The organism is Aliivibrio logei (assembly GCF_001691055.1).
GTDB classification, from domain to species: domain Bacteria; phylum Pseudomonadota; class Gammaproteobacteria; order Enterobacterales; family Vibrionaceae; genus Aliivibrio; species Aliivibrio salmonicida.
Genome location: NZ_MAJU01000004.1, coordinates 161,815 through 186,167, shown reverse-complemented (window position 1 = coordinate 186,167; position 24,353 = coordinate 161,815). Strand labels below are relative to the sequence as shown.

General features: G+C 40.3%; 12 protein-coding genes. 10 read left to right on the top strand and 2 right to left on the bottom strand.

The features are described 5' to 3' along the window. Positions 1-4: 4 nt before the first annotated feature. Positions 5-2,119 carry an LruC domain-containing protein gene (locus A6E04_RS01170; protein WP_065609485.1) on the bottom strand — a complete coding sequence of 705 codons (2,115 nt, stop codon included), beginning with the start codon at positions 2,117-2,119 and terminating at the stop codon, positions 5-7. Between the two features lie 884 nt (positions 2,120-3,003). Between A6E04_RS01170 and brnQ the strand changes: the two genes are divergently transcribed. The 9 genes from brnQ to A6E04_RS01125 all read left to right on the top strand — a co-directional run bounded on the left by brnQ (position 3,004) and on the right by A6E04_RS01125 (position 21,899). Then, entirely contained in the window at positions 3,004-4,320 is a 1,317-nt protein-coding gene (gene brnQ / locus A6E04_RS01165; protein WP_083198866.1) for a branched-chain amino acid transport system II carrier protein, read from the top strand. Between the two features lie 75 nt (positions 4,321-4,395). Then, positions 4,396-5,298, top strand: a complete 903-nt coding sequence (locus A6E04_RS01160) for a histone deacetylase family protein (RefSeq protein WP_065609483.1) — start codon at positions 4,396-4,398, stop codon at positions 5,296-5,298. Between the two features lie 564 nt (positions 5,299-5,862). Further along, on the top strand, positions 5,863-9,384 hold the full coding sequence (locus A6E04_RS01155; RefSeq protein ID WP_065609481.1) for a glycosyl hydrolase family 18 protein: 3,522 nt from the start codon (positions 5,863-5,865) through the stop codon (positions 9,382-9,384). Positions 9,385-9,516: 132 nt separating this feature from the next. Then, on the top strand, positions 9,517-11,205 hold the full coding sequence (locus tag A6E04_RS01150; RefSeq protein WP_065609480.1) for a GGDEF domain-containing protein: 1,689 nt from the start codon (positions 9,517-9,519) through the stop codon (positions 11,203-11,205). A 510-nt stretch (positions 11,206-11,715) separates the two neighbouring features. Beyond that, complete coding sequence (locus tag A6E04_RS01145; protein ID WP_017021800.1) at positions 11,716-12,147, top strand: PTS sugar transporter subunit IIA; 432 nt, start codon at positions 11,716-11,718, stop codon at positions 12,145-12,147. A 23-nt stretch (positions 12,148-12,170) separates the two neighbouring features. Further along, on the top strand, positions 12,171-13,568 hold the full coding sequence (locus A6E04_RS01140; RefSeq protein ID WP_017021799.1) for a PTS fructose transporter subunit IIBC: 1,398 nt from the start codon (positions 12,171-12,173) through the stop codon (positions 13,566-13,568). Positions 13,569-13,709: 141 nt separating this feature from the next. Next, positions 13,710-16,181: a GH92 family glycosyl hydrolase gene (locus A6E04_RS01135; RefSeq protein WP_065609478.1), complete on the top strand. Its 2,472-nt coding sequence runs from the start codon at positions 13,710-13,712 to the stop codon at positions 16,179-16,181. A gap of 56 nt (positions 16,182-16,237) precedes the next feature. Then, entirely contained in the window at positions 16,238-18,997 is a 2,760-nt protein-coding gene (locus A6E04_RS01130; protein ID WP_065609476.1) for a GH92 family glycosyl hydrolase, read from the top strand. A gap of 58 nt (positions 18,998-19,055) precedes the next feature. Next, positions 19,056-21,899, top strand: coding sequence for a GH92 family glycosyl hydrolase (locus A6E04_RS01125; protein ID WP_065609474.1), 2,844 nt, complete (start codon positions 19,056-19,058; stop codon positions 21,897-21,899). 191 nt (positions 21,900-22,090) lie between these two features. Here A6E04_RS01125 and A6E04_RS01120 read toward each other — a convergent pair whose 3' ends face one another. Next, positions 22,091-22,657 carry an HdeD family acid-resistance protein gene (locus A6E04_RS01120; RefSeq protein WP_017021795.1) on the bottom strand — a complete coding sequence of 189 codons (567 nt, stop codon included), beginning with the start codon at positions 22,655-22,657 and terminating at the stop codon, positions 22,091-22,093. 307 nt (positions 22,658-22,964) lie between these two features. Here A6E04_RS01120 and A6E04_RS01115 point away from each other — a divergent pair, with 307 nt between their 5' ends. Continuing rightward, positions 22,965-24,260 (top strand): mechanosensitive ion channel family protein, encoded by a 1,296-nt coding sequence (locus tag A6E04_RS01115; RefSeq protein ID WP_023604515.1) that lies wholly within the window; start codon positions 22,965-22,967, stop codon positions 24,258-24,260. The last annotated feature ends 93 nt before the right edge of the window (positions 24,261-24,353 follow it).

Below are 24,353 nucleotides of genomic sequence, written 5' to 3'. Positions count from 1 at the left end.
CTTGTTAGTCAGCAGTTGACCAAGTTTTGTTAGATTCTGGGTTAAGGTACCAAGTTGGTTTAGAGACACCTCCTGAAGTTACCCATTCGGCGAAGTCTGGATACGCATGACTAATATCAATGTATTCTGAAGGATGATTCCAAGGTGATGCAATTACGATCCCCCATGGTATATTTTCAGTCGTACGGTAGTACTTAGTACTTGCTGCATCTGAATCGTCTTGAGCGATACCGTAGAACCCTTCAACCAAAGTACCTCTGGTCGTTGGCGGGAAATCTGCGGTATGGATCTCTAGCTCTTTACCCGGAGGACTAGAAAAACTATCACCATGGTACAAGCCTTGACCTGCTCCAAAAATGAATGGGTCTGCAGCACCAAGTGGGGTTAATGAGACTACGCTTGGTTCAGAGCCACTATTAAAAGGAAGAGAGATACTGAACGTCATTTGTTCTGACTCTAACGATGCACTGCATGATGGATTGGTACGATGGAACTTACATTCCTCATTAATGATAATATCATCGCGTAGGTTCAAAGAAGCCACAACGATAAGGTCTCCTGAAGGAGAAGGGGTTGCCTTGTCTTCACCAGTGAATGGCGAAATATTTGGTCGAGTAACGCCGTTTTTTTCTACTCTAGATAGTGAAAGGTTTATATCTGATTCAGTGAAACCATCCAATTTCCAACCTAATCCATTACCATAAGATGCACCATAGGCAGTAATGCTACCGGTGAGATCAAATCGTAATACGTCCCCATCTTTACTTATGATGGTTGTACGATAATAAGTGACGACATCGTTGAGATCGAAATCCCCAACTTCTGGCCAGTTATCTTCGAAAGCGGCAGTGTAGTATCCAGAATGTTGAATCGTTGTGCCGGGATCGGTAACATTAAAGACATAGTCTTCGACCTCACCATCACCCACGTATCCAGAGTTTGGTATATTGGGATTGCTCGATAAACGGAATCGAGTTTGGACTGAGCCAATAACCGCGTTGTCACCGACACGTATTGGGATCACTTGTTGTCCATTAACCACCGGACTGTTTGTTATTATTTGTTCACTGTCCTCAAAGCTGCCATTCATATCCCAGTCGGCCCAACCTTGCAGATAACCACTGCCGGTAACGTTAATATTAAGCAAAGAATCAAGACCTCTCTCTAAGCTTGTTAATACCGTAATACCGTCGTCATCGTTACCACTAATATCGAGATCGTCACCATTTGAGGCAATGCTTGGTTGTCCATCGGTATCTGCATCAATAGTAGAACCTAGATAAAGCGTAGGTGAGATGGCATGTTCGGCACCATTGCTTGCTTGCAATGTACCGTAGCTATCAGGTGCATCACCGAAATCAGATTCGTCAGAGCTTTCTATTGGGGTTGTGAAACCACTTAAATCCCAGTTACCGTCAAACGCAGAGAAAATGGGGTTTGGTAAAGGACTGTTCGCTGCGGTAACGGTTTCAAATTGGAGTGTCACAATAGAGGTGTTTTTGTATGTAAATTTAACGGCGCCTGATGTGTCCGTTTCACTGTAATTGGTTCCTGGGCCGGTGAATAACATGGATAGGCCGTCAGAGCTTTCTTCTGCGGTTAGGCTTGCTCCTGCTGAGCCGGTTTGATAGCTGTAAAAGCCTTCATTTTTGAACACACGAACTTGCTCTGATTGTACCGGCTCACCATCAATATCGTAACCGATCATATCGAACTCAGGGACCGTGTAGGGAATAGAGAAGGTGCCTGATAAACCGTCAGTTCCATCATAAAATTCAAAGGTATAAATAAGACCAGCAGGCCCAGGAGAGTTGGTTTGATAAAGAAAACCTATATCACCAGAGGGCTGTCCAGCACCGTTATCTTTGTAATTTGGAGTGTGGTATCGAAACGTCGCGTCCCCAATTATTCGGCTGCTAATCTTAGCATCAATGATCTTTCCATCATGAGTACCCACATTGAGAAAGTGCATAACAGGACCATCATAAGACGGTCCAAAGCTGTTACTTAAATTAGTGGCCTCAATATGATTAGAGAAATCCAAGTCTACAGAGGTTGCGTAAACCGGGACAGTTGTCATTGTGAGAGCAACGAGAGCTAAAAGTTGTTTATATTTCATAATAAGCCTCTACTTTTACTTTAATGAGGGATAGCCTCAGCATAATTAATAGATTCATAAACTTGAAATTACGTGTAAATAAAAACAACGAGGTTTTTTAATCAACGAAACCGTCATAACTCTGTGGAAATCATTATTAATGAATAGGGTCAGTTAATTTATTTAAAGCACCGTTTTATTCAAGTAATGAGAGTAATGCAATACATATACCAGCCATTGTTCTATTAATGTTTTATCGAAGGGGAAGATAAGGCTGATCTTATGTGCATTAAGGTCTGAAGCCATGTAAATAAAAATGAAGGTATGGTTTATGTGTGATATCTAGAAAGGCATAATCGGATTTTTTTCAAAATAAGAATCAATTTGCTAGATAAAATCGCACCTTATTTATCATGAAACATGTCGCTGAATCAGCTCAATCGCATGTTAGGTTTCTATTGGTAGATAATATAATTATGTCGATTTATGTGCCGATATCGAGTTTCCATTCGCATTAATAACAAAGGTGATGCGCCAGTTTTGTTTTAATCTCATGATTATTGAGGTGTAAACAGATAACTAATTACAATAATCGCTTATAGCTTGTAACAGTAGAGTATTAATTGAGCATTTTATAATTAGTCTTTACAATCTGTGGTGTTTCCTTTATTTTAAGGATAATTATTTTTCATAGAGTGTGTAAGTTATGTCTACAGGCATCAAAAAACATCAAGCAGGCTCCATAACTGCTTCTAAGCACAATGCTTATGCGCTCGTCTCTGTCGTCGTTGTCATTAACTGATACTGACGATTTTTTATTCGTCAGTTAGGCTGGCGGATAAGAACCTTTCTTTATAATCTTCTAGCCAAATTGACACCACGCTTCATTTTAAAAGGTATGTCGTTTGAACAGAAGAGATCTTGCCGCTATCGGCTTTATGACATTTGCACTATTTCTAGGTGCAGGTAACTTAATTTATCCACCCTTGATGGCACAACAAGCAGGCGACAATTGGCTTATGGCTATTGCTGGCTTTCTATTAACTGCCGTTGGTTTACCTGCCATCACTTTGGTCGTATTAGGCCGTTTATCTTCTGCGGATAAACTGACGTCATCATTACCTAAATGGATGGATCGTTCATTCTGGTTTTTGGTGTTAACGACGTTAGGCCCTGCATTTGTATTGCCTCGTGCGGTAACTGTTGCTTATGAGATGGGCATTAAACCGTTCTATTCTGGTAATGGATTGATGGCGTTCTCGGCGTTGTTCTGTGCACTGACGTTATGGCTGGCATTAAAACCGGGTAAGTTGGTTGATTACATTGGCAAGGTAATGACACCTGCATTGATTGCCATGTTGGCATTATTGGTGGCCGCTGCACTGCTTAATCCTTTGGGTTCTCCAACTCAAGCGATTGATATTTATGAGCAAGCACCGGCGGTTAATGGCTTGATTCAAGGTTACATGACATTAGATGCAATCGCAGCGGTAGCGTTTGGTTGGGTGATTATTCAAACCATCCGTAGTAAAGGGGTTGAGAGTAAAAAAGCGATTTCTTACTACACATTACGCATTGCGGCTATTTATGCGGTACTAATGTCATTGTGTTATTTAGCGATGGGTTATTTAGGCTCAACATCTTCTCAAATTGCACCAAGTGCAACTAACGGTGGTGAGATACTAACAAGCTATGCGGCGGGTGAGTTTGGCGTATTAGGTCAAATCCTATTGGCAGCGATTACCTTGATGGCGTGTCTAACAACAACGATTGGCTTAACGAATGCGAACTCCGAATATTACAAGAATACTTATGGTGTTACGTTTAAAGTAAGTGCTACGGTAATTATGGTATTAACGGCAATCATTTCAAACGTTGGATTAGAAACGATTATTGAAGTGAGCTTACCTGCAATCCTTATTCTGTGTCCGATAGCAATAGCATTGATCATTGCGATGATATTGATGCCAGAGAAAACAGAATCAGAGAAACGTAAGATCTCAGTGAGCCACACAACAGTGGTATGTATTGCGGCGTTGTTTGGTACGGTTGATGCTTTGCATATTTTAGAGAAACTTCCAGAAGGCATTAGCACTTTCTGTGACCAATGGTTACCGTTATTCTCTTCGCACACTTCTTGGTTGATCCCTGTGCTTATCACGATTTTTGTGAATAAAATGGCAAGAACAATGAAGCCAAAGAAAGTGATGGTAAGCAACTAGCCTTATCCTTGTATATTCTTAAAGAGCAGCCATAATAGCTGCTCTTTTTTTATTTCAAATAGGGGTTCTGTGGTCATGTTGCCGTTAATTTATCATCCAATTTATTCGCAATTAGACCTTCCAGAAGGGCATCGTTATCCTATTCAAAAATATCAACGTTTATACCAAGCAATCCAATCCCTTCATTCTGATGATCGCCTTTGTTATTTTGAACCTACCGCATTACCTATCCGTGATATCAAACAAGTGCATGAAGCGAATTATGTTGATGCGGTAATGAATGGCACATTGCCAGCTGCAAAAATGCGACGAATTGGTTTTCCTTGGAGTGACTTTTTAATTGAGAGAACGTTAACGTCTACTGCGGGCACCTGTTTAACGGTAGATAAAGCCGTAGAGTATGGGGCTGCGATTCATTTGAGTGGTGGGTATCACCATGCGCATTACGATTTTGGGAGCGGCTTTTGTTTATTTAATGATTTGGTTGTGGCCGCGCATCATGCATTAAAGCAAGAGTGCATTGAAACCGTCTTGATTGTCGACAGCGATGTGCATCATGGCGATGGGACTGCCACATTATGTGCAGATAAAGAGGATATTATTACCGTCTCTTTTCACTGTGATAAAAACTTTCCTGCTAAAAAGCCGATGTCGAATTATGACGTTCCTTTATCGATTGGTACTCAAGATGCCGAATTCTTAGAAGCGTTTCAACAAGTGGTTGAAATGGCGATTAATCATCATCAACCTGATTTGATCATTTATGACGCGGGCGTTGATATTCATTGTGATGACGAACTGGGTTATTTAAATGTGTCGACTGAAGGCTTATATCAGCGAGACTGTTGGATGAGCACTACGGCAAAGCGGAAGAATATTCCCATTGCTTGCGTTGTTGGTGGGGGTTATCGAAGTAACCATCAAGATTTAGTGGAACCGCACCGACAGTTAATTCAGGCATTTTTAGATTGTGTTTGAAATAAATAAAATTTGGATTGAATATCACAGAATAGAAAACTATTAATCAGAATTACCTATCTATATTAATAAGTCATTAATAGGTTTAATGTCTGCATTGATAACGAGTTGTTATGTATTTGACATTGATTTGTCAAAGCTCGATTTATTGGCGCGTCAAATAAAGAACACTAAGGTAAATAGTGAGATTAAATAGTTATTCATTAATCTTGTCTTGTTTTTATTTTTATATTTTCCCTCTGGGTTTTTCTTTTATTTTCTTGTTAAGTTTTTGATTTATATTTAATTTATTGTTTTATTTATTCTTTCGTTTCAATTGAAATGCCAAATGTTAATATCTTTGCTTACTGTTTGTTTTTAAATTTAACGTATTGACAAATAAGATTTTAAATTGGTTTTATTTTTATTATGTGTGTTTATTGTAAATTTAATGGATTTTTTTATATTGTTTTTCTGCTACAAATTCTTACATTTCTCTTAGTAGCCAGTAATAACATCTGGGACTATTATCTCGCTCCAAATAACTATAAATGAATACGTTAATATTCATAGAGATATAAGTGGATGAACAAAATTAAAACCTCATTATTTGCTCCAACATTGCTTGCTATGTCATTAGGCATGACTTTTTCTATGCCTGCCTTAGCGCAATTACATGTCGATGCAGCCCCTGTTGGTGCTGAAGGGGAGTGGTGGAATAACTACCAACTGACAATTAAGAATACGAGTGCCACCAGTGTCGAATTAAAAGGGGCAACCATTCAATTTGATTCAATGATTGTTGCTTCAACGCCTTCTTGGGCAGCGACGGGGGTGAGCTATCCTAAAATGAGTTTCACCAGTGTTGCTCAAGGTGACACATTCCGCAATGAGTTGTCTTTAAGTTTTGATGAAGGAAGCTGGGTAAACACAACGCTTCCTGCTGGCAGCGAGATTTTATTAACACTGGGTGTTAGTGGTCAAATTGGTATCGATTTGGTCCGTGACACCTTAATCATGACAACCAAAGACGGTGGTGGAGAATTACTGCCTGAACTGGATCTTGCTATTACTTCACCAACCGCAGATGCTGTGTTTATTGAAGGTCAATCCGTCACGTTATCTGCGACCGTCAGTGCCATTAATACCGAAACGGAGTCGGTGACTTTTTATATTGATGGAACTGAAGTAGCAAAAGATACGGCAGCACCATATCAATCACTATGGACAGCAAAAGGCGAAGGCGTGCACACGGTAAAAGCCATTGTTGTTGATAAGAATGGATTAAAAGCCGAGCACGTTGTTTCTATTCAAGTTAAAGCAGAAGACATTCAAGAACCAACCGTAGCTCCGACAGTTAAAGTGACTTCTCCAGTGGCTGGGACGTCGTATTTTGAGCACGATGTCATTACGATTACAGCAAATGCACAAGATGAAGATGGCGATTTAGACCGCGTTGAATTTTGGTTGGGAGAGCGTAAATTAGGTCAAGTATCTAAAGCACCGTTTAACTTTATGTATGTGGCTGATCAAATCGGTGAATTAACGTTAGCGGCAAAGGCTATCGATAAAACAGGATTAACTGCAACAGATTCCGTGAAGGTGTTGGTAGAGGAAGCAATGATAGTGCCTCAACCACCAGTGATTGCGTTAACAAGTCCTCGTGATGGCCAAACGGTGTTCATTGGTAAAGTAATGACATTAGGTGCTGAAGCGACGGATGTTAATGATGATTTAACGAATGTTGAGTTTTTCGTTAGTGGCGTATCTGTTGGATCTGCTTCTGAGATGCCATTTGTTGCGTCTTGGACACCTATGACTGAAGGTGCGTTTATTATCACTGCAATTGCGACAGATGCTGAAGGCCATAAAACCACAGCAGCAAGCGTAACGGTACAGGCACAAGAAGCCGGTAACGGTAATTTAAGTTGTGATATTAAACAAGTGTATCGTGCTGATGGTTCGGAATGTATGGGAGATGATCACCCTCGTCGTATTATTGGTTATTACACATCATGGCGTACAGGTAAAAATGGTCTTCCTTCGTACTTAGCTCACGACTTACCGTGGGAAAAATTAACGCACATTAACTATGCGTTTGCGGGAGTAGCTAAAGATTCATTTGAACTAACGGTTGATGACTCTGCAACGAAAATGACGTGGGAAGGTGTCGCCGGTGCAGAAATGGACCCTGAATTTTCTTACAAAGGTCACTTCAACCTATTAAGTAAATTTAAGAAACAATACCCAGATGTTAAAACACTTATCTCTGTGGGAGGCTGGGCTGAAACAACCAATCTTTATCCGATGACGACGAATCTTGCAACTTGTGAAGTGAACCTTGACGGTATTAAAGCGTTCAATCAATCGGCGGTTGAGTTCATTCGTCAATACGGCTTTGATGGCGTAGATATTGATTATGAATACCCATCGTCAATGAAAGATTCAGGTAACCCTAACGATTTCGAATTATCAAACAAATGTCGTGGTCAATTATGGCCAAACTACATGGAGATGATGACTCAACTTCGAACTGATCTTGATAAAGCGGGCAAAGAAGACGGTCGCCGTTACATGCTGACTATTGCTTCTCCTTCTTCTGCGTATTTATTACGTGGTATGGAAGATTTTGGGATGCAAGATGTGCTTGATTACGTAAACATCATGTCTTACGACCTACACGGTACGTGGAATGAATTTGTTGGACCACAAGCGGCATTGTTTGATGACGGTAAAGATGCGGAACTGGCAAAGTGGGGCGTTTACAATGAAGCGTCTTATCAAGGTATTGGTTATTTAAACCAAGCGTGGACGCATCACTTTTTCCGTGGTGCATTTAAACCAAGCCAAATCAATATGGGTATTCCATATTACACGCGCGGTTGGCAGGGCGTAACGGGCGGTGATAAAGGGCTATGGGGTAAAGCCGTAGAACCAAATCAATCGACGTGTCCGGCAGGCACAACCGTCTGTGGTTGGGGGGCAGAAGGGACAGATAACATTTGGCACGATAGCGATGCAAATGGCAACGAAATCAAAGCGGGTGTTGTTCCAATGTGGCATGCAATGAACCTTGCTAATGCCACTAAATTAGGTATTGATGGTATGCCAAGCTACGGCGAAGCATGGGGTCTTGATCCTAATAATCCTAAAGACCTAATTGAAGGTGAATACGAGCGTGTTTGGAGTAATGAACTGCAAACGGCATGGTTATGGAATGAGAACAAAAAAGTATTCTTATCGATAGAAGACAAAGAGTCTCTAAAACCAAAATTAGACTACATTGTTGATAATGGCCTAGGTGGCATGATGGTGTGGGAAATGGCGGGTGACTATAGCTATGATGCCGTAAAACGTGAATACAAAATGGGAACAGACATGACCGATTTTGCTCATGATGTATTTACACAAGCAACACCAATGGATATTAATCACAATAACTTACCAGCGCCTGATTCTGTCATTGATGTAACCGTATCAACAACAGATTGGCCTGAAGGTGACAGTAATTATCCGATTAACCCAACGTTGGTATTTAAGAACCATTCATCAGTGGCTATCCCTGGTGGGTCAACCATTGAATTCTTAATGCCAACCTCTACGGGTGATATCGTTAAAGACTGGACAGGTGCTGGCCTTAAAGTGATTAAAAGTGGTCACACGGGGTCTAACTTTACGGTTGATGGTGAAAGAAAACTGTTCCATACCGTTGCTGTAACGTTACGCGCTTCAGAGTCTATTCCTGCCGGTGGCGAGTACACTATTTCAATGGTTTACTACACACCAGTATCAGGCGTAGCCAATGGTATTCGCTTTAACGTTGGCAGTGAAGTGGTTGGTCTGAAAAAAGACTTCCCAACATTAGCTGAATTTGAAGGCGGTGAAGTTGGAACTGGCCCTGGAGAACCAAGTGCTCAAGGTTGTGCTGAACAAGGGCTAGACATTTCAGGAATCGTTAGCTACCCAACATTCCCTAATGGCGACCATGCCTCTGGCGGACAACAAATCATTCATAATAATATGGTTTGGGCAGCAAATTGGTGGACAAGTTCTGAGCCTTCGTCGGCAGACAGTTCATGGAAATCAGTATGTAAGATCACCGAATAGTTAATGTGTTTTTATAATACGTAATTTAAAAAAAGCCAATTCACACAGTGGGTTGGCTTTTTATTATTCGCATTAATTTTATTGTGGATAAATAATAAGGGCGTATACTCCTTTCTTTTTTTAATGTGCAAAATGAAAAAAATAATATTATTTATTGCGGGGATCGTTATCCTCACTAGCGCCATGTTTTTTACGGTGAACGAAACTGCATATAATCATAATAATGCCGTACTTATTGCGACTTACAATCAACGCTTAAATTCTTATGAAATAAAGTGTGAAGCACTCGAGTGCGATGTTATTCGTAAGTTTAGGCGTTTGAAACATGAAGAATATGGCCGGCACCTTGATGATATTGCCGAAAGTATTCGTCCTCTCCTTGCTTATAAGAATGGCGCTAAAATTGGGACGACCATTTTAAACCTCGCATTTTATAGCGGTGGGCTTAATGACGATCAAAAATTACTGGCGTTAGATAAGATATCAACGCTTCGATATAGAGATAATGATCTGTATGGAATGATTGAACCGACGCTAAGGTACATTCGAATAGCACAAGAAAATGGAGATAAACTAAAGAGCGCAAGAGGAGATCTAGATCTCGCGTTGATTATTTCGTATTTTCAAGGGTATGACTTTGCGAGCGAAATGATTGAAAATATGGATCGCAAAGCAGAAGGCCATACCCCCGAATGGTATAGGTTGAAAACTCAAGCAATAGTGAGTTTAGCTGAGAATCAACTCGCAATAAGAGAGCCTCAAAAAGCGTTAAATTCATTAAGTAACATTGAATTAAATAGCTGGGCTTATAATGAAGAAGACTGGCGAGATTATTATATTTATAGTACGGCGCTTAAAGCCGAGGCCTACCTGTATCTGAATGAATTAGATAAATCTAAAAAGAACATAGAATTGGCAAAGTTAACGTTAAGCCAAGATAAATCCCGTTTATTATTAGATAAAAGTATTCTTATTGCTGTTGTCGAGTTTAAGTTGGCGTTTAGAATGCATGACTTTGATTTTATTAAAAAGAATGAAAAGTATTTATTATCAATAGCAAATACAACGAATCAAATTCGATACACAAAAATGGTGTATAAAACGATGTTTGATTACTATCTTGCAACCGATAATATCAAAGCATTTTATGATCTGAATGTGAATTACAATACACTGACCGACGATTTTCAAAGTGCCAGTTATCATTTACTTATCTCTAATAAATTAAAACAAAGTGAAAACAATAATTTAAATGATGACAATGAGCAATCCATGCTATTTCTTAAGATTGGATTTATTGCGTTGTTGGTGACCTCTTCTTTATTGCTTGTAATGATCGTGAAGATTAAATTTTTAAATATCGAAAATGATACAGACCCACTCACTCGTTGTTTTAATCGAAGAAAGTTCATGAGTGATTTTGATGTAATTGCAGAAAAAGAACATGGTTTTTTAATTTTAGATATCGATAATTTCAAATCCATTAATGACTGCTACGGGCACGATATGGGAGATGATGTATTAGAAAAAATTGCGAGTGTGATTGTTCTTGTTCTTGGTAAAAAACACAACTGCTACCGTATTGGTGGAGAAGAATTTGTCGTGATATTTAGAGGTGTGAGCAAGCTAACGGCTGTTGAAATATCAGAAGATATTCGTGCTGGAGTTGAAGCTCTTCGATGGGATAATTCTCTTACCGTCACCATTAGTGGTGGGCTAAGTTTCTCAGCCACAGGCAAAGTGACCTACAAAGCGGCAGACAGTTTACTCTATAAAGCAAAACGAACGACTAAAAATACCATAGTGAATGATGCTTATTAAGCAATAGGTCAATCACGTAAAAAAGCCGTTGGTAATCATTAGCGGCTTTTTTATGAATAGAATATAGAGTTTCTTATATTTCACTTTACTAATAAATATATTATTTAATACCGTATAACGTTAATTATTTTGTGACCAATATCTAATTAATGCTTTGGTTCATTTATTAATAGTGATTTCAATCACTATTGAATCGTCTTTAAATACACGTAAAAGTTAATTCCTACCTTTCTAGTTCAATAATTGTTACTAATCTCACACTTTAGATTTGACGGTACAAAAGTCCAGTAAATGCTTTAAATATCGACTTACCAATAATCAAATAAATTCATATTATCTATGCATCAACTCGTAACCACTTGAATGTCGTTACTATTTTTATGACGAGATGCATGTCTTCTAAACATTTTATGTGAAATGAAAAGCTCACATAGTGATGTTGTGAGTTTGAGTGGTTAGCTTTCTAAGCTAAATTTTAAATTTAACTTCTTTTATTAAAAAGGAAAAAAAATGATTACTACATTAGTGAATACAGACTTAATTAAACTTAATTTAGATGCAACTACAAAAGAAGGTGTATTTTCTGAATTAGCTGAAATGCTGTTTAAAAACAACAGAATTAATAATAAAGAAAACTTTTTAGAAGGTATTCAGGCTCGCGAATCTCAATGTGTGACTTCTGATATGGGTATAGCGTACCCTCATGCGAAACATTCTGCGGTTATTACTCCTGCGATTGCCATCGGCGTATCAAAAACAGCGATTGAATACGATGCTGAAGACGACCAACCTACGGTATTTTTCATGATTGCATCACCAGAAAGCGGTGATCACCACATTTATGCTCTACAAGCTTTGTTTGAAAAATTTGGCGATGACCTAATTGCCGACATGCACAAGGCGACAACGGAACAAGAAATTTTAGACCTACTGACTAATTAATCACACTTTTAGGAATACTTCTTATGTCAACGATGACTGCAACGCAAAGTCCAAGTGATTGGAAAAAAACATTGTCTACCCTTAAAGGGCACTTACTTTTTGGTACGTCTCACATGCTTCCGTTCGTGGTTGCTGGTGGGGTTTTATTAGCACTAGCGGTAATGGCAACAGGTAAAGGGGCGGTTCCTGATACGGGTGTTCTGGCTGATATTTCTACTATTGCTATTAAAGGTTTAGTTCTTTTTCCAATCATCCTTGGTGGCTTTATTGGCTACTCAATTGCTGATAAACCTGCACTAGCTCCTGCTTTTATTGCATCAGGCATCATGGCTGATTTGGGTGGTGGTTTCCTTGGTTGTATCGTTGCTGGTTTCATCGCTGGTGGTGTGGTTCTTCAACTTAAGAGACTTCCTATTCCTGCGCATCTAAGTGCATTAGGGGTTTATTTTATCTACCCTCTAGTTGGTACATTGGTGTCTGCGGGTATCGTAATGTGGGGCCTAGGCGCTGCTATCTCTTCATTCATGATTGTGATGAACGAATTCTTAGCATCAATGGCGGGTTCTTCTAAAGCGGTTCTTGGTGCGATTCTTGGTGGTATGACGGCATTTGATATGGGTGGTCCAATCAATAAAGTGGCAACCTTATTCGCTCAAACTCAAGTAAACACACAACCATGGTTGATGGGTGGTGTTGGTATCGCGATTTGTACTCCGCCGCTAGGCATGGCACTTGCTACTTTCATGTTTAAGAAGAAATTCTCTAAAGAAGAGCAAGAAGCAGGTAAAGCAGCTGCAATCATGGGTTCAATTGGTATCTCTGAAGGTGCAATCCCATTCGCAGCAAATGACCCAATGCGTGTTCTTCCGTCTATTGTTGCTGGTGGTATGGTTGGTTGTGTGTTCGGCTTTATGACTGATGTTTTACTTCATGCTCCTTGGGGTGGGTTAATTACCGCTCCGGTATCTAGCAACATCCCAATGTACGTGGTTGGTATTGTTTTAGGCTCACTAACAACGGCATTAATTGTTGGCTTCTGGAAGCCAGTTTATGTCGAAGAAAATGACGCCGTTGCAGCAGCAACTCCAGTACAAGCACAAACAGCGGCACCAGTTGCTGGTGAAGGCGAGTACGATGTTCTTGCGGTTACTTGTTGTCCTTCAGGTGTTGCGCACACATTCATGGCAGCAAAAGCGCTAGAGAAAGCGGGTGCAGCAGCAGGTATCAAGATTAAAGTTGAGACACAAGGTTCTAATGGCTTAATGAATAAACTGACGGCAAAAGATGTTGCGAACGCTAAGTTCATCATCCTTGCTCACGATATTCCAGTCAAAGAAGGTGAGCGTTTCACAAGTATTCGTCAAGTTGAATGTTCAACTAAACAAGCAATGAAAAACGCGTTAAGCCTTATTCAAGGTTAAGTTTCAGCCTAGTAAGTGGGGATCGAAAGGTCCCCATTCTAAAGACAGTTTCGCTATTAATCTTGATTAAGGTTAATACCAAAATTATCAAAGGGGGTGGGTTTACTCATCCTCTTAAACTTTAGAATAAAAGGTATAATAATGAAGTTTAAACGCAGTGCACTTTCGCTTGCTATATTTGTTGGCTTAATAGGATTAACAGGCTGTAATGAAGAAACAACGAACATTACCAATGTAGAACCCAATATATCAATCCCTACAACGCCCACAACACCAACAACGCCTCTAGAGCCAAGCACCTCAGTCACGCCTATTGTCGTCGATATGTCCTTAATTCAATATGTAAACCCTATGATTGGAACTGCGGCCAGTGGTCACACGTTTCCGGGTGCGGTCGTTCCTGCCGGTATGGTTCAATTATCTCCTGATACGTTTATTGGTTCAGGGAAAGATAATGAAGTAGATCAAAACCCATGGCATTCCGCATCGGGTTATTGGGATTCTTCAGATTACTCGGATATGGGTATTGTCGTAGATAAAGATGTGCCTATTTACGGTTTTTCACACACTCATTTATCAGGAACCGGGGCGACTGATTTAGGGGATATCTTAGTTCTTCCTTATAGTGATATGAAAGACAATATGATTAACTCGTTTGATAAATCAAATGAGGAGGCGACGGCAGGTTATTACAAAACAACGTTAAATAAAGGCAATATTGATGTTGAGTTAACAACGACAAAGCGTGTTGGCTTGCATAAATATACGTTTGAAAAAGGCGCAGATCGTAATATTAAATTCGATTTAGGTCATACGTTGTTAAATAACAATGGCGAGACGCTCAACAGTAAGATTGAAATTATTGATGATTACACGATTCGCGGGCGTAAGACATCGACAGGTTGGTTCCAAGGTCAAGATCATCAAGGCCAAGATATTTTCTTTTACGCTAAATTCAATGAGCCAGTTGCTAACGCGTTACTAGGTATTGGTGATAATGAGCCTATTCGTGAGATGCGCCAAAATTATGTGTACAAAGAGAGTGATCTTACCGCTTACCTTAACTTTGGTATTGGCGATAAAGAGATAGAAGTTCGTGTTGGTATCTCTCCAGTTAACTGGCACGGCGCGCAAAAAAACCTAGAAGCGGAAGCAATGGTTTATGATTTTACCAAAGTACAAGAGAGTGCAGAGTACGCATGGGCAGAAAAATTATCGAAAGTAAAAGTAGAAGGTGGCTCTAACGCTGAGAAGACGAATTTCTATACCGGCCTATATCATACGATGATCGCGCCTATCGAATTCTACGATGTCGATGGTAAATACGTTGATATGTTAGGGACAACTCGGACTTTAGCGAAAGGTGATACTCCAAATTACTCAATTTACTCTACATGGGATACTTTCCGTGCAGTGCACCCACTCTGGACAATCATCGATCCTAAACAAGCGACCTTGTATGTTAACGATTTAATTCGTAAATCAAATGACGAGTTTGGCATGCTTCCAAAATGGGAAGGGCATGGTTCAGAAACAGGAACGATGATCGGTTATCCAGCAACCGCCATTTTGGGTGACGCGGTAACAAAAGGATTAGCGGACGCTCAAACGGCGTTAGACGCCTCAATCAAATCGGCTCGTTATCGTCCGCATGATTTCCCTCAAATTAATGATGGAATTTTAGGTTCTTTAATGGCAGGACAATTGAACTACCATGAAAAAGAGCAATGCGTTCGCGCGCCCAATTGGAACTCGGTGTCTTATTCTTTAGAGTTTTCGTTCTATGATTGGACGATTGCGGAAATGGCGAAAGCCGCAGGAGACAAAATAACGTACAACGAATTTAAAGCGCGTTCTTATAACTCGTTAACTCATTGGGATTCAAGTGTTGGGTTCTTTGTTCCGACTGAATTGAAGGATGGGGACCCGTGTGTCTTTAAGTATTCAACAGAAACATTTAATCCATACAAAGCAGACCCATTGTACTTTACTGAGGGCAATGCGTGGCAGTGGAAGTGGTCGTTCATGCAAGATTTGGACAAGCTAACGGAAATCATGGGTGGGACGGATGGTCTGAATACTCAATTGAATGATTTGTTTGCGGCGGATTCAAGTAGTGGCGATCAGCATCAAGATATGACGGGTTACATTGGGCAGTATATTCATGGTAATGAACCTTCACACCATGTTATTTACCTTTACCAACGCACAGAAGAGTCATACAAAACGCAAGAATATTTAGACAAAGTGTACAAAGAATTTTATACCCCAACGCCTGATGGGATTATCGGAAACGAAGATGTTGGACAGATGTCGGCGTGGTACATCATGTCTGCGTTAGGTTTCTATCAGATATCACCAACCGATCCAACGTACACCATTGGTCGACCGATCTTTACTCGTGCGACGATTAACTTTGGTTCTGGTTTGTTCACTGTGGTGGCAGAAAACAACAGTGCTGAAAACATGTATGTGAAATCAGTCAAAATTAACGGTAAGCCACTGAACGACTTTAATACTTTTGAGCACGAAGAGATTAAGGCCGGTGGTGAATTACGTTTTGTGATGACTGGTGACAAAGCGCAAGCGATGAAAGCCAACCTTCCTAAGTAACCATCCATATCAATTAAGGGGTGTCGACCCCTTTTAATGAAAGAGACAAATCGAAAATGAAATTTAAACGGAATTTATTATCAATTGCCGTACTTATTGGTATGGTCGGTTTAACGGGTTGTAATGAAGAAACAGTGAACGTCAGTGTTACCAACCCTAATATCTCAATACCAACAACGCCTATTGGTCCTAGTATCTCTAGCGATAGTGTATTGAAATACGTCAATACACTGATTGGTACAAAAGGTCTTGGTAACGTGAATCCATCCCCTGTGATGCCAGAAGGAATGATTCAACCTTCACCAGATAATTATGATCCAAACGGATGGAATGGCAAAGGCTCACCGTCTGAATACGACCCTTCTAATAAGTACCTTTCCGGTTTTACCATGACGCACATTTCAGGTGCAGGAAAAGGGGACTTGAACGATTTCGCATTTTTACCGTATTCAGAATTCAATACCGACGCACCAACAATGAACAAAGAAACCGAAACCGCGGAAGTGGGTTACTACTCGATTGAATTGGTTGAAACGAGTGTGAAAGCTGAATTAACCGCAACGGATCGTGTTGCGTTTCAACGTTTTACCTTTAATAAGGGCGGCGATCGTAAAGTTCGTATCGACTTACAGCATGAGTTATTAGAACAATACGGAAACCATTCACGCAGTATTTATTATAAACGAATTAATGACACAACAGTGGCAGGGGCTCGCACCTCAAATGAATGGGGCCAATGGCAAACCGTGTTCTTTGTGGCTGAATTTTCAGAACCTATTATGGAAGAAAATTTATACGCAAAACTGGCATCAGAAAGTAAATTAACTCCGGTTGATGCAACTGAAATAGGCCTTGCTGATTATCGTGGCTATGCTGAGCATCAAGTCATGCCAAACGAGCCAGAACCGGATGCCACGCGTTTAGCCCGTCGTGCAAACGATGTGATGACACACCTTAACTTCGGCTCAGGCAGTGATCCAATCACGGTTAAAGTGGCGATTTCTGGTACGAGTGTGGAAGGCGCAATTAAGAATTTAGACGCCGATGAAAATGATTTTAACTTTGATTCTGTTGTGACGAAAAATCGTAAAGTATGGTCAGAGGTTCTGGGTGATTTCGAATTAGAAGGCGGTAAAATTGCGGATAAGACCATGTTCTTTACCTCACTGTATCGTACTTTTGTTGCTCCTTTTGTGTATCAAGATGTTGATGGGAAATATCGTGGAATGGATGGCAAAGTACATCAAGCAGACGACGGTTTTACGAACCTATCTGTCTACTCTATGTGGGATACTTTCCGTGCGTCACATCCACTTAAAACGATCATCGATAAAGATCGCTCAATTGATTATGCCCGTGATTTGATCAATAAATTTAAAACTGGTGGAGTGCTTCCTAAGTGGGAACTTCATTCTGATTATACGGGAGAAATGGTGGGGTACCCTGCGGTGTCGGTCATTGCCGATATCATGGTTAAGCATCCAGAAGCCTTTACTCAGGCTGAATTTGAATTGGCGTTGAACGCGGCTGATGTCTCTGCGAATTTTGATGAATCGATTACTAATAGTTGGGTTCCTTACAAAGATGCATGGAGTGGAGATAAGCGATTTACAGTAATGACTCGCCATGGTGAATACGCAGAAAAATTAGGGTATGTGCCTGCTAACGTTAAATGGAATACCGGTGAGGGCAATAAACCCGCTTATGTAGAAGGCTTAAAACAAGACAAATATGATGAGTTGGTGAATGAGTCGGTCGCGTATGGTTTAGAAAATGCGTATTACGATTGGACGATTGCACAAATCGCACAATTAGCGGGCAATGACGAAATGTTTGATCGTTATATGAAGCGCTCTGAAACGTTCAAAAATTATTTTGATTATAACCCTAATTATTACGGAAAAATGCTGGGTAAAGATAAACAAAGCCTAGGCGCAACAGGGTTTATGCGTCCACTGTATCAAGTATCTGGTTCTGTTGACCCCGTGTTTGCAAATAACATGAGTAGCCAATGTTTGGATGAGAACCTGACGTTATCTATTCCTGAGGGTAAAGATTACGACTGGTGTAAAGATCGTAAAAATTTAATTCAGGGTGATAGCTTTTGGCCTTATCGTGCAGAACATCGAGGCGAAGATTTTACGGAGGGTAATCCGTGGCAGTGGACATGGTTCGCCCCACAAAACTTAAATGGTTTGGCGAACGTCATGGCGGGTGAAGTGATAGATCGTACGGATTACACCTTACCTGAGCAAATAACAGAGCAAGGGAAGGCGGCATTCTTAGCGAACTTAAATGCTTTATTCAATGCCGATTCAAACGCAGACACGACTCAGTCTCATGATATGTCAGGTTTCATTGGGCAGTTTGTTATGGGTAATGAACCAGATCATCACGTTCCTTATCTTTATAACTGGACATCTGAGCCTTGGAAAACTCAAGAATACGTGAATCAAGCGATGAACGAATTTTATCATCCAACTCAAGAAGGTTTGATAGGAAATGAAGACGTAGGACAAATGTCCGCTTGGTACATCATGTCGGCATTAGGCTTCTATCAAGTCACACCAGCCGATCCAACGTATACGATTGGACGACCTATTTTCGATAAAGCTGTCATTCCTGTTGGGGATAATGGGTCCTTTACGATCACATCAACGAATAATTCTGAAGAAAACATTTACGTTAAGAGCGCCACGATCAACGGCAACGAACTTGGTGAAAACCTATCGTTCAATCATAGCGATCTTAAGGATGGCGGTGTTCTTCACTTTGTAATGACAAATGATAAATCTCAAGCTTTGAAATCTAATTAATTTGCACACTAAAAATGAAGGGGATCGTTCCCCTTTTTACTAACAATAAAGGCATAAAATGAAATTTAAACGGAATTTATTATCAATTGCTGTAGTAATGGGCGTGGTTGGGTTAGCTGGCTGTAATGAAGAAACGGTGAATCATAATTACGATGGGAATACTGATGTTGCCCCGCCAACGATTGATCCTGATGGTGAGAAACCAGTGTGCCCACCCACAGATGACGATTGTGATGATAAACCAAGTACAGAGAATCCGGTCATTGACATGGGAGTTCATGTTCCAGTTGATTTCTCTGACATGGACATTACTCGTCATGTTAATCCATTTATCGGAACGGGGAACTTAGGGAATAACTATCCAGGGGCAACAACGCCTCATGGCATGGTTCAACTTTCTCCAAATAATGGTTCAAATGGGTGGGAGTATATTTCGGGTTATTATTACCACGATGCGCGTACTTCTGGCTTTTCACATACTCATCTTTCTGGCGCCGGGGCGGGCGATTTGAATGATATTTTAGTGATGCCAATTAATACCCGTTCAGATTATATGTTGAATGAAGGTTCTCCAACGTTGAATCTTGAAGCGTCTCGTTTCCAGCATAAAGACGAGCAAGCGACGGCGGGTTATTATAAAGTTGACCTTATTGATTATGACATTACCGCGGAACTTACGGCATCAGATCGCGTAGGGGTTCACCGTTACACCTTCCCTCGTGATGATAAATCCGAGATCATTGTAAACACTGGTTTTAAGATTAACTGGGACTACACCTCTGATTCTTATCTTAAATGGGATAAAGAAAATAACCGTTTAGAAGGTCACCGTTTCTCTGATGGTTGGGCTCCCAATCAGAAAGAATTCTTTGTTATGGAATTTGATCAACCGATTAAAAATATTCGATTTGCTTATTACGATAAACTAACAAAACAGTACACTGATGCGCCTGCTGAAACGACAGAAATTGGTGGCCTCACGTTAGGTAAATATCAATATGCTCGTGCGTACGTTGAATTTGATACCGAGAAAAAAGGGCTAACAGTCGAAGCGAAACTTGCCCTATCAAACGTTGAAATTGGCAAAGACGGCAAGAAAGGGGCTTCTTTAAACATGACAGAAGTTGCGGGCATGAACTTTGACCAAGTTCGTCAAGCCGCAACGAAAACATGGGAAGATGAATTAGGCAAGATCCGCGTAGAAGGTGACGAAGATTATAAACAAACCTTTTATACCGCATTGTACCGTTCTTACTCTGGCCAAACGATGTTATCAGATTTAGACGGACGTTACCGTCAAACACATCAAGGTCGCAATGCTTACCCTGATGGAAATACGCCGTGGGGCGATAAAATTGATACCCTGAAAGAATCGATTCGAACCGCTGATGCGAACAAAGATGGTAAAGCCGATTATATTCGTTACGATACGTTCTCACTTTGGGATACGTATCGTGCCGTTCAACCGTTAGCCTCTATTACAGAGCCAGCTCGTATCGCAGATATGGTGCTGTCTATGTTGTCTTATGCCGAAGAAACATGGACCAATGATAAAGGTGAAACTAAGCGTGGTCGCTTACCTGAGTGGACATTTAAGGGCAATGAAACGGGCATGATGATGGGAATGCACTCCACGCCAATTATTTATGATGCTTTGTCTAAAGGGTATTTAGACACTCGAATGATCGATTTAGGGTTTACTGGTGCTGAGCGTCAAGATATAAAAGAACGTTTAGTGACGGCCATGATCACCGATGCGCGAGCAATATCGAGCCAAGGTGTCGCGTGGATTGGCGAGTATGAAAAACAAGGTTATGTTCCTGCACAATTGCATGATACACCACCAGATTCATACGGTTCTCATTCACCATTTAAAGATGCATGGACAGCCTCATACTCTTTAGAGTACTCAATGAATGACTGGAACATTGCAAAATCCATCGCACTTGTTTTGGGTGAAAATTCTGCAGATTACAAAGAGTTTGCTGATCGATCGAATAACTGGCAAGCACAGTTTGATTTTGGGGGCTCTAAATATCAAGGATGGTTTAAAGCCCGTGATTATGACGGTAAATTCATTGATTCAAATTGGACCGATCCAATAACAGGCAAAGCGATTGGTAAAGATTGGCGACCTGATATGTTCAACTGGGCGTTCTCTGAATCTAATGGATGGCAGTATTCATTCAGTGTTCAACATGACATTAATGGCCTTGTTGATCTTATGACTGAATTTGAACAATCGACGCTTGAGGCGGGTGAAATTGCCGACCGTGGTGGCTTATTTGCAGCACGTCTGGATGAGTATTTTAGTACTTACCCTGATCGTAATGCGGGCGATAACCAATTTCCTGTCTTTAACACCGGTAATGTAGGGCAGCATGTGCAAGGTAATGAACCCGATATTCATGTTCCTTACCTTTACAATTACGTAGCTCAACCATGGAAAACACAAGCGGCAGTGACCGCGGCAACAAATATTTGTTATGACAATACCGCTGATGGCATTTGTGGTAATGATGACTTTGGGACGTTATCTTCTTGGTTTGTGTTCCGTGCGTTAGGTTTCTTCCCTGTGAACTCTTCTTCGGGTATTTATGAAATAGGTACACCTATGTTTGAAACGGCATCTATCGCGGTAGAGAACGGGCAGACGTTTACGGTAACCGCTAAGAATGTAAGCCGTGAAAATATCTTTATTCAATCGGCTTCGTTAAATGGTCGAGATTTCAATAGAACGTACTTGACGCATAAAGAAATTATGCAGGGTGGTGATATTGAGTTTTTGATGAGTGATAAACCCAATCAACGTTGGGGTGCAAACATTCACTTGGATACGCCACCTGATTTAGGTATCGGTGAATTTAAACACGCGGGTGAACTTCCTGTAGGTTCTCGTTAATGTAGTCAAACGATTTTTTTGATTCAATATAAAGCCTCTTAATGTTCCTAAGAGGCTTTTTTGTCTAATCAAATCGATGTGTTTATAACCAGAGAGCGGGTTACTGAGAGTCATTTAAACAACAAAGCCCACCATACTTATTCTTAGAAAGAAGCATCGTGGGCTAGGTATATTATTGGGTGCGTGTTGCTCTAGTTAGTATTGTTAAGCAGTTTTTTCATATTGAAACCAAGGAAGATAAAGCTGATCCCTTCGATTAATAATGAAACACCAACAAATGTACCTAGTAGTGATAATGAAAACTCAGGATTATTTAAAAGGAAGAAGAAATATCCACCAATAACAACAGAGAGCAAACCACTTAGAACCACCATATTGCTACCAGGAAGGTTTTTGTTTGTGAACCCAAAAATCATACGGGATAGACCATTAAAGATCATTACCACGACCATGATGGTTGTGATTGTCATCAAACCTTCTAACGGTTTAAAAAGAATAGATAAACCACCAATAATATAAAGCAGGGCACTAACAACGTACCATAGCTTTTCTTTCCACGAATGAATGCGGAACGTATGGTAAGCCTGAACTAAACCAGTAATGAGTAATACGACCCCGATAATCGTTGAAATCGTCACACCAGCCATTACAGGTAGGCTTGTTGCTCCTAACCCTGCCACTGCGGCAATGACACCAACAGTAATAAAGTATTTCCAGCTTTTTGAAATTAATGCCTGACTTGGCGTTTGAGTTTCCATTTTAACCTCTGAGTTAAATGTAAGGGACCTAGGTAGTGTAGTGGATAAAATGCTAATTAACTGATAAGCAAACTAAGTTTCCAAATTTTGTGATTACGCTCACGTTTTATTCTTATCGTACAAGAAAAGTGCAGACTGGTAATGATTACGTCGACTCTACGGAACTCTTTTGGTTTGTGAGAGCTATACTGAAAATAGCGCTTGTAGCAAACAATTCAAGAGCCTAAAATTATTATCATTTCAAAGTGGTATACGCATACTGCATTCTTCTTTATCTCTGTGATATAAGAAAAATAAGGACAGTAACTTGCTAGAGCATCATGTACGTAATTATATTTCAGATAAACTGAGTTCCTTCGGTATTAATAGTGACCCTTACGGTTTAGAGCTTACTGCGGTATTTGTCCTCGTTGTTATTGGTGTTGCAACGATTAGTTATCTCATTACTCGCCATATTATTGTTCGAACGATAACGAATGTTCTTCATCGAGCAAACAAACCTTTATTAGAGAGTTTTTCAAATAATAAAGTGTTCGAAAAGTTGACTCTTCTTGTGCCTATTACTATTCTCGATTTACTTATTCCTCTGGCGCTAGGGCATTACAACTTACTTTCTGCGATTGCTGATAAGCTGCTGAGTATTTCGATTCTTGTTATATTTCTCGCTATGTTGTTTGCATTACTTGATGCACTTAATGATTTTGCGACTTCTAAAGGCATTACGCGTCGTATGCCGATAAAGAGCTTTGTTCAGCTGACTAAACTGTTTGCTTTTTTTGTCGGTATTGTGGTCTCAATGTCCATTCTTGCTAGTGAATCACCCGTGATATTTTTAAGTGGGTTAGGTGTGGCAACGGGTTTTGTTATGTTGGTATTCAAAGATACCATCTTAGGATTTGTGGCAGGGATACAGCTTTCAGCTAACCGAATGATTAGCTTAAATGATTGGATCGAAATGGATGCCTATAAAGCAAACGGTACGGTGGAAGAAATTTCATTAACCACGGTTAAAGTGCGAAATTTTGATAATACGGTAAGTATGTTACCGGCTTATGCACTTGTTCAAAATGCGTTTGTAAACTGGCAAGGAATGTCAGATTCTGGTGGCCGACGTATTAAGCGCGCGGTTAATATTGATGTTAATTCTATCCGCTTTATGACAGATGAAGAGGTTGAATCACTGAAAGACATTCGAATTCTTAGAGAATATCTATTTGAAAAAACAAAAGAGATAAAAACATTTAACGAAGAGTTAGATGATATTCCGCATTTGGGCAATATCCGTCAAATGACTAATATGGGGATCTTTCGTGCCTATTTAGCTGCTTATTTACGTACCCATAAAGACATACATCCATACATGATGTTTATGGTTCGCCAGCTAGAGCCGACGGCTGAAGGTCTGCCATTGCAAATCTATGCGTTCACTAATAATACTGACTGGGTCTTTTATGAAGGGGTACAGGCAGATATTTTCGATCATATTTACTCGATTATGCCATTGTTTGATTTACGTCCTTTCCAAGTGTTTGGAGGGTACGATGCAGTCACTCTTGGTCTCTCGAATGCGAACCGGTCATCCACTTCAAAACCGACAGTATAAATAATGGGTTGTCGTGTGTAATCAACGGGATATTAACTGTATTGATTTAGAAAGGCGGGTTAAAAAGAAACAGATAGTGTGATTGGTTTCTGA

What these genes read in the sequence shown, in the direction of transcription:
- A6E04_RS01170 (WP_065609485.1), bottom strand. Translation starts at nt 2,119, where the DNA reads ATGAAATATAAACAACTTTTAGCTCTCGTTGCTCTCACAATGACAACT.
- A6E04_RS01120 (WP_017021795.1), bottom strand. Translation starts at nt 22,657, where the DNA reads ATGGAAACTCAAACGCCAAGTCAGGCATTAATTTCAAAAAGCTGGAAA.
- A6E04_RS01140 (WP_017021799.1), top strand. Translation starts at nt 12,171, where the DNA reads ATGTCAACGATGACTGCAACGCAAAGTCCAAGTGATTGGAAAAAAACA.
- A6E04_RS01160 (WP_065609483.1), top strand. Translation starts at nt 4,396, where the DNA reads ATGTTGCCGTTAATTTATCATCCAATTTATTCGCAATTAGACCTTCCA.
- A6E04_RS01150 (WP_065609480.1), top strand. Translation starts at nt 9,517, where the DNA reads ATGAAAAAAATAATATTATTTATTGCGGGGATCGTTATCCTCACTAGC.
- A6E04_RS01125 (WP_065609474.1), top strand. Translation starts at nt 19,056, where the DNA reads ATGAAATTTAAACGGAATTTATTATCAATTGCTGTAGTAATGGGCGTG.
- A6E04_RS01155 (WP_065609481.1), top strand. Translation starts at nt 5,863, where the DNA reads ATGAACAAAATTAAAACCTCATTATTTGCTCCAACATTGCTTGCTATG.
- A6E04_RS01145 (WP_017021800.1), top strand. Translation starts at nt 11,716, where the DNA reads ATGATTACTACATTAGTGAATACAGACTTAATTAAACTTAATTTAGAT.
- A6E04_RS01130 (WP_065609476.1), top strand. Translation starts at nt 16,238, where the DNA reads ATGAAATTTAAACGGAATTTATTATCAATTGCCGTACTTATTGGTATG.
- A6E04_RS01135 (WP_065609478.1), top strand. Translation starts at nt 13,710, where the DNA reads ATGAAGTTTAAACGCAGTGCACTTTCGCTTGCTATATTTGTTGGCTTA.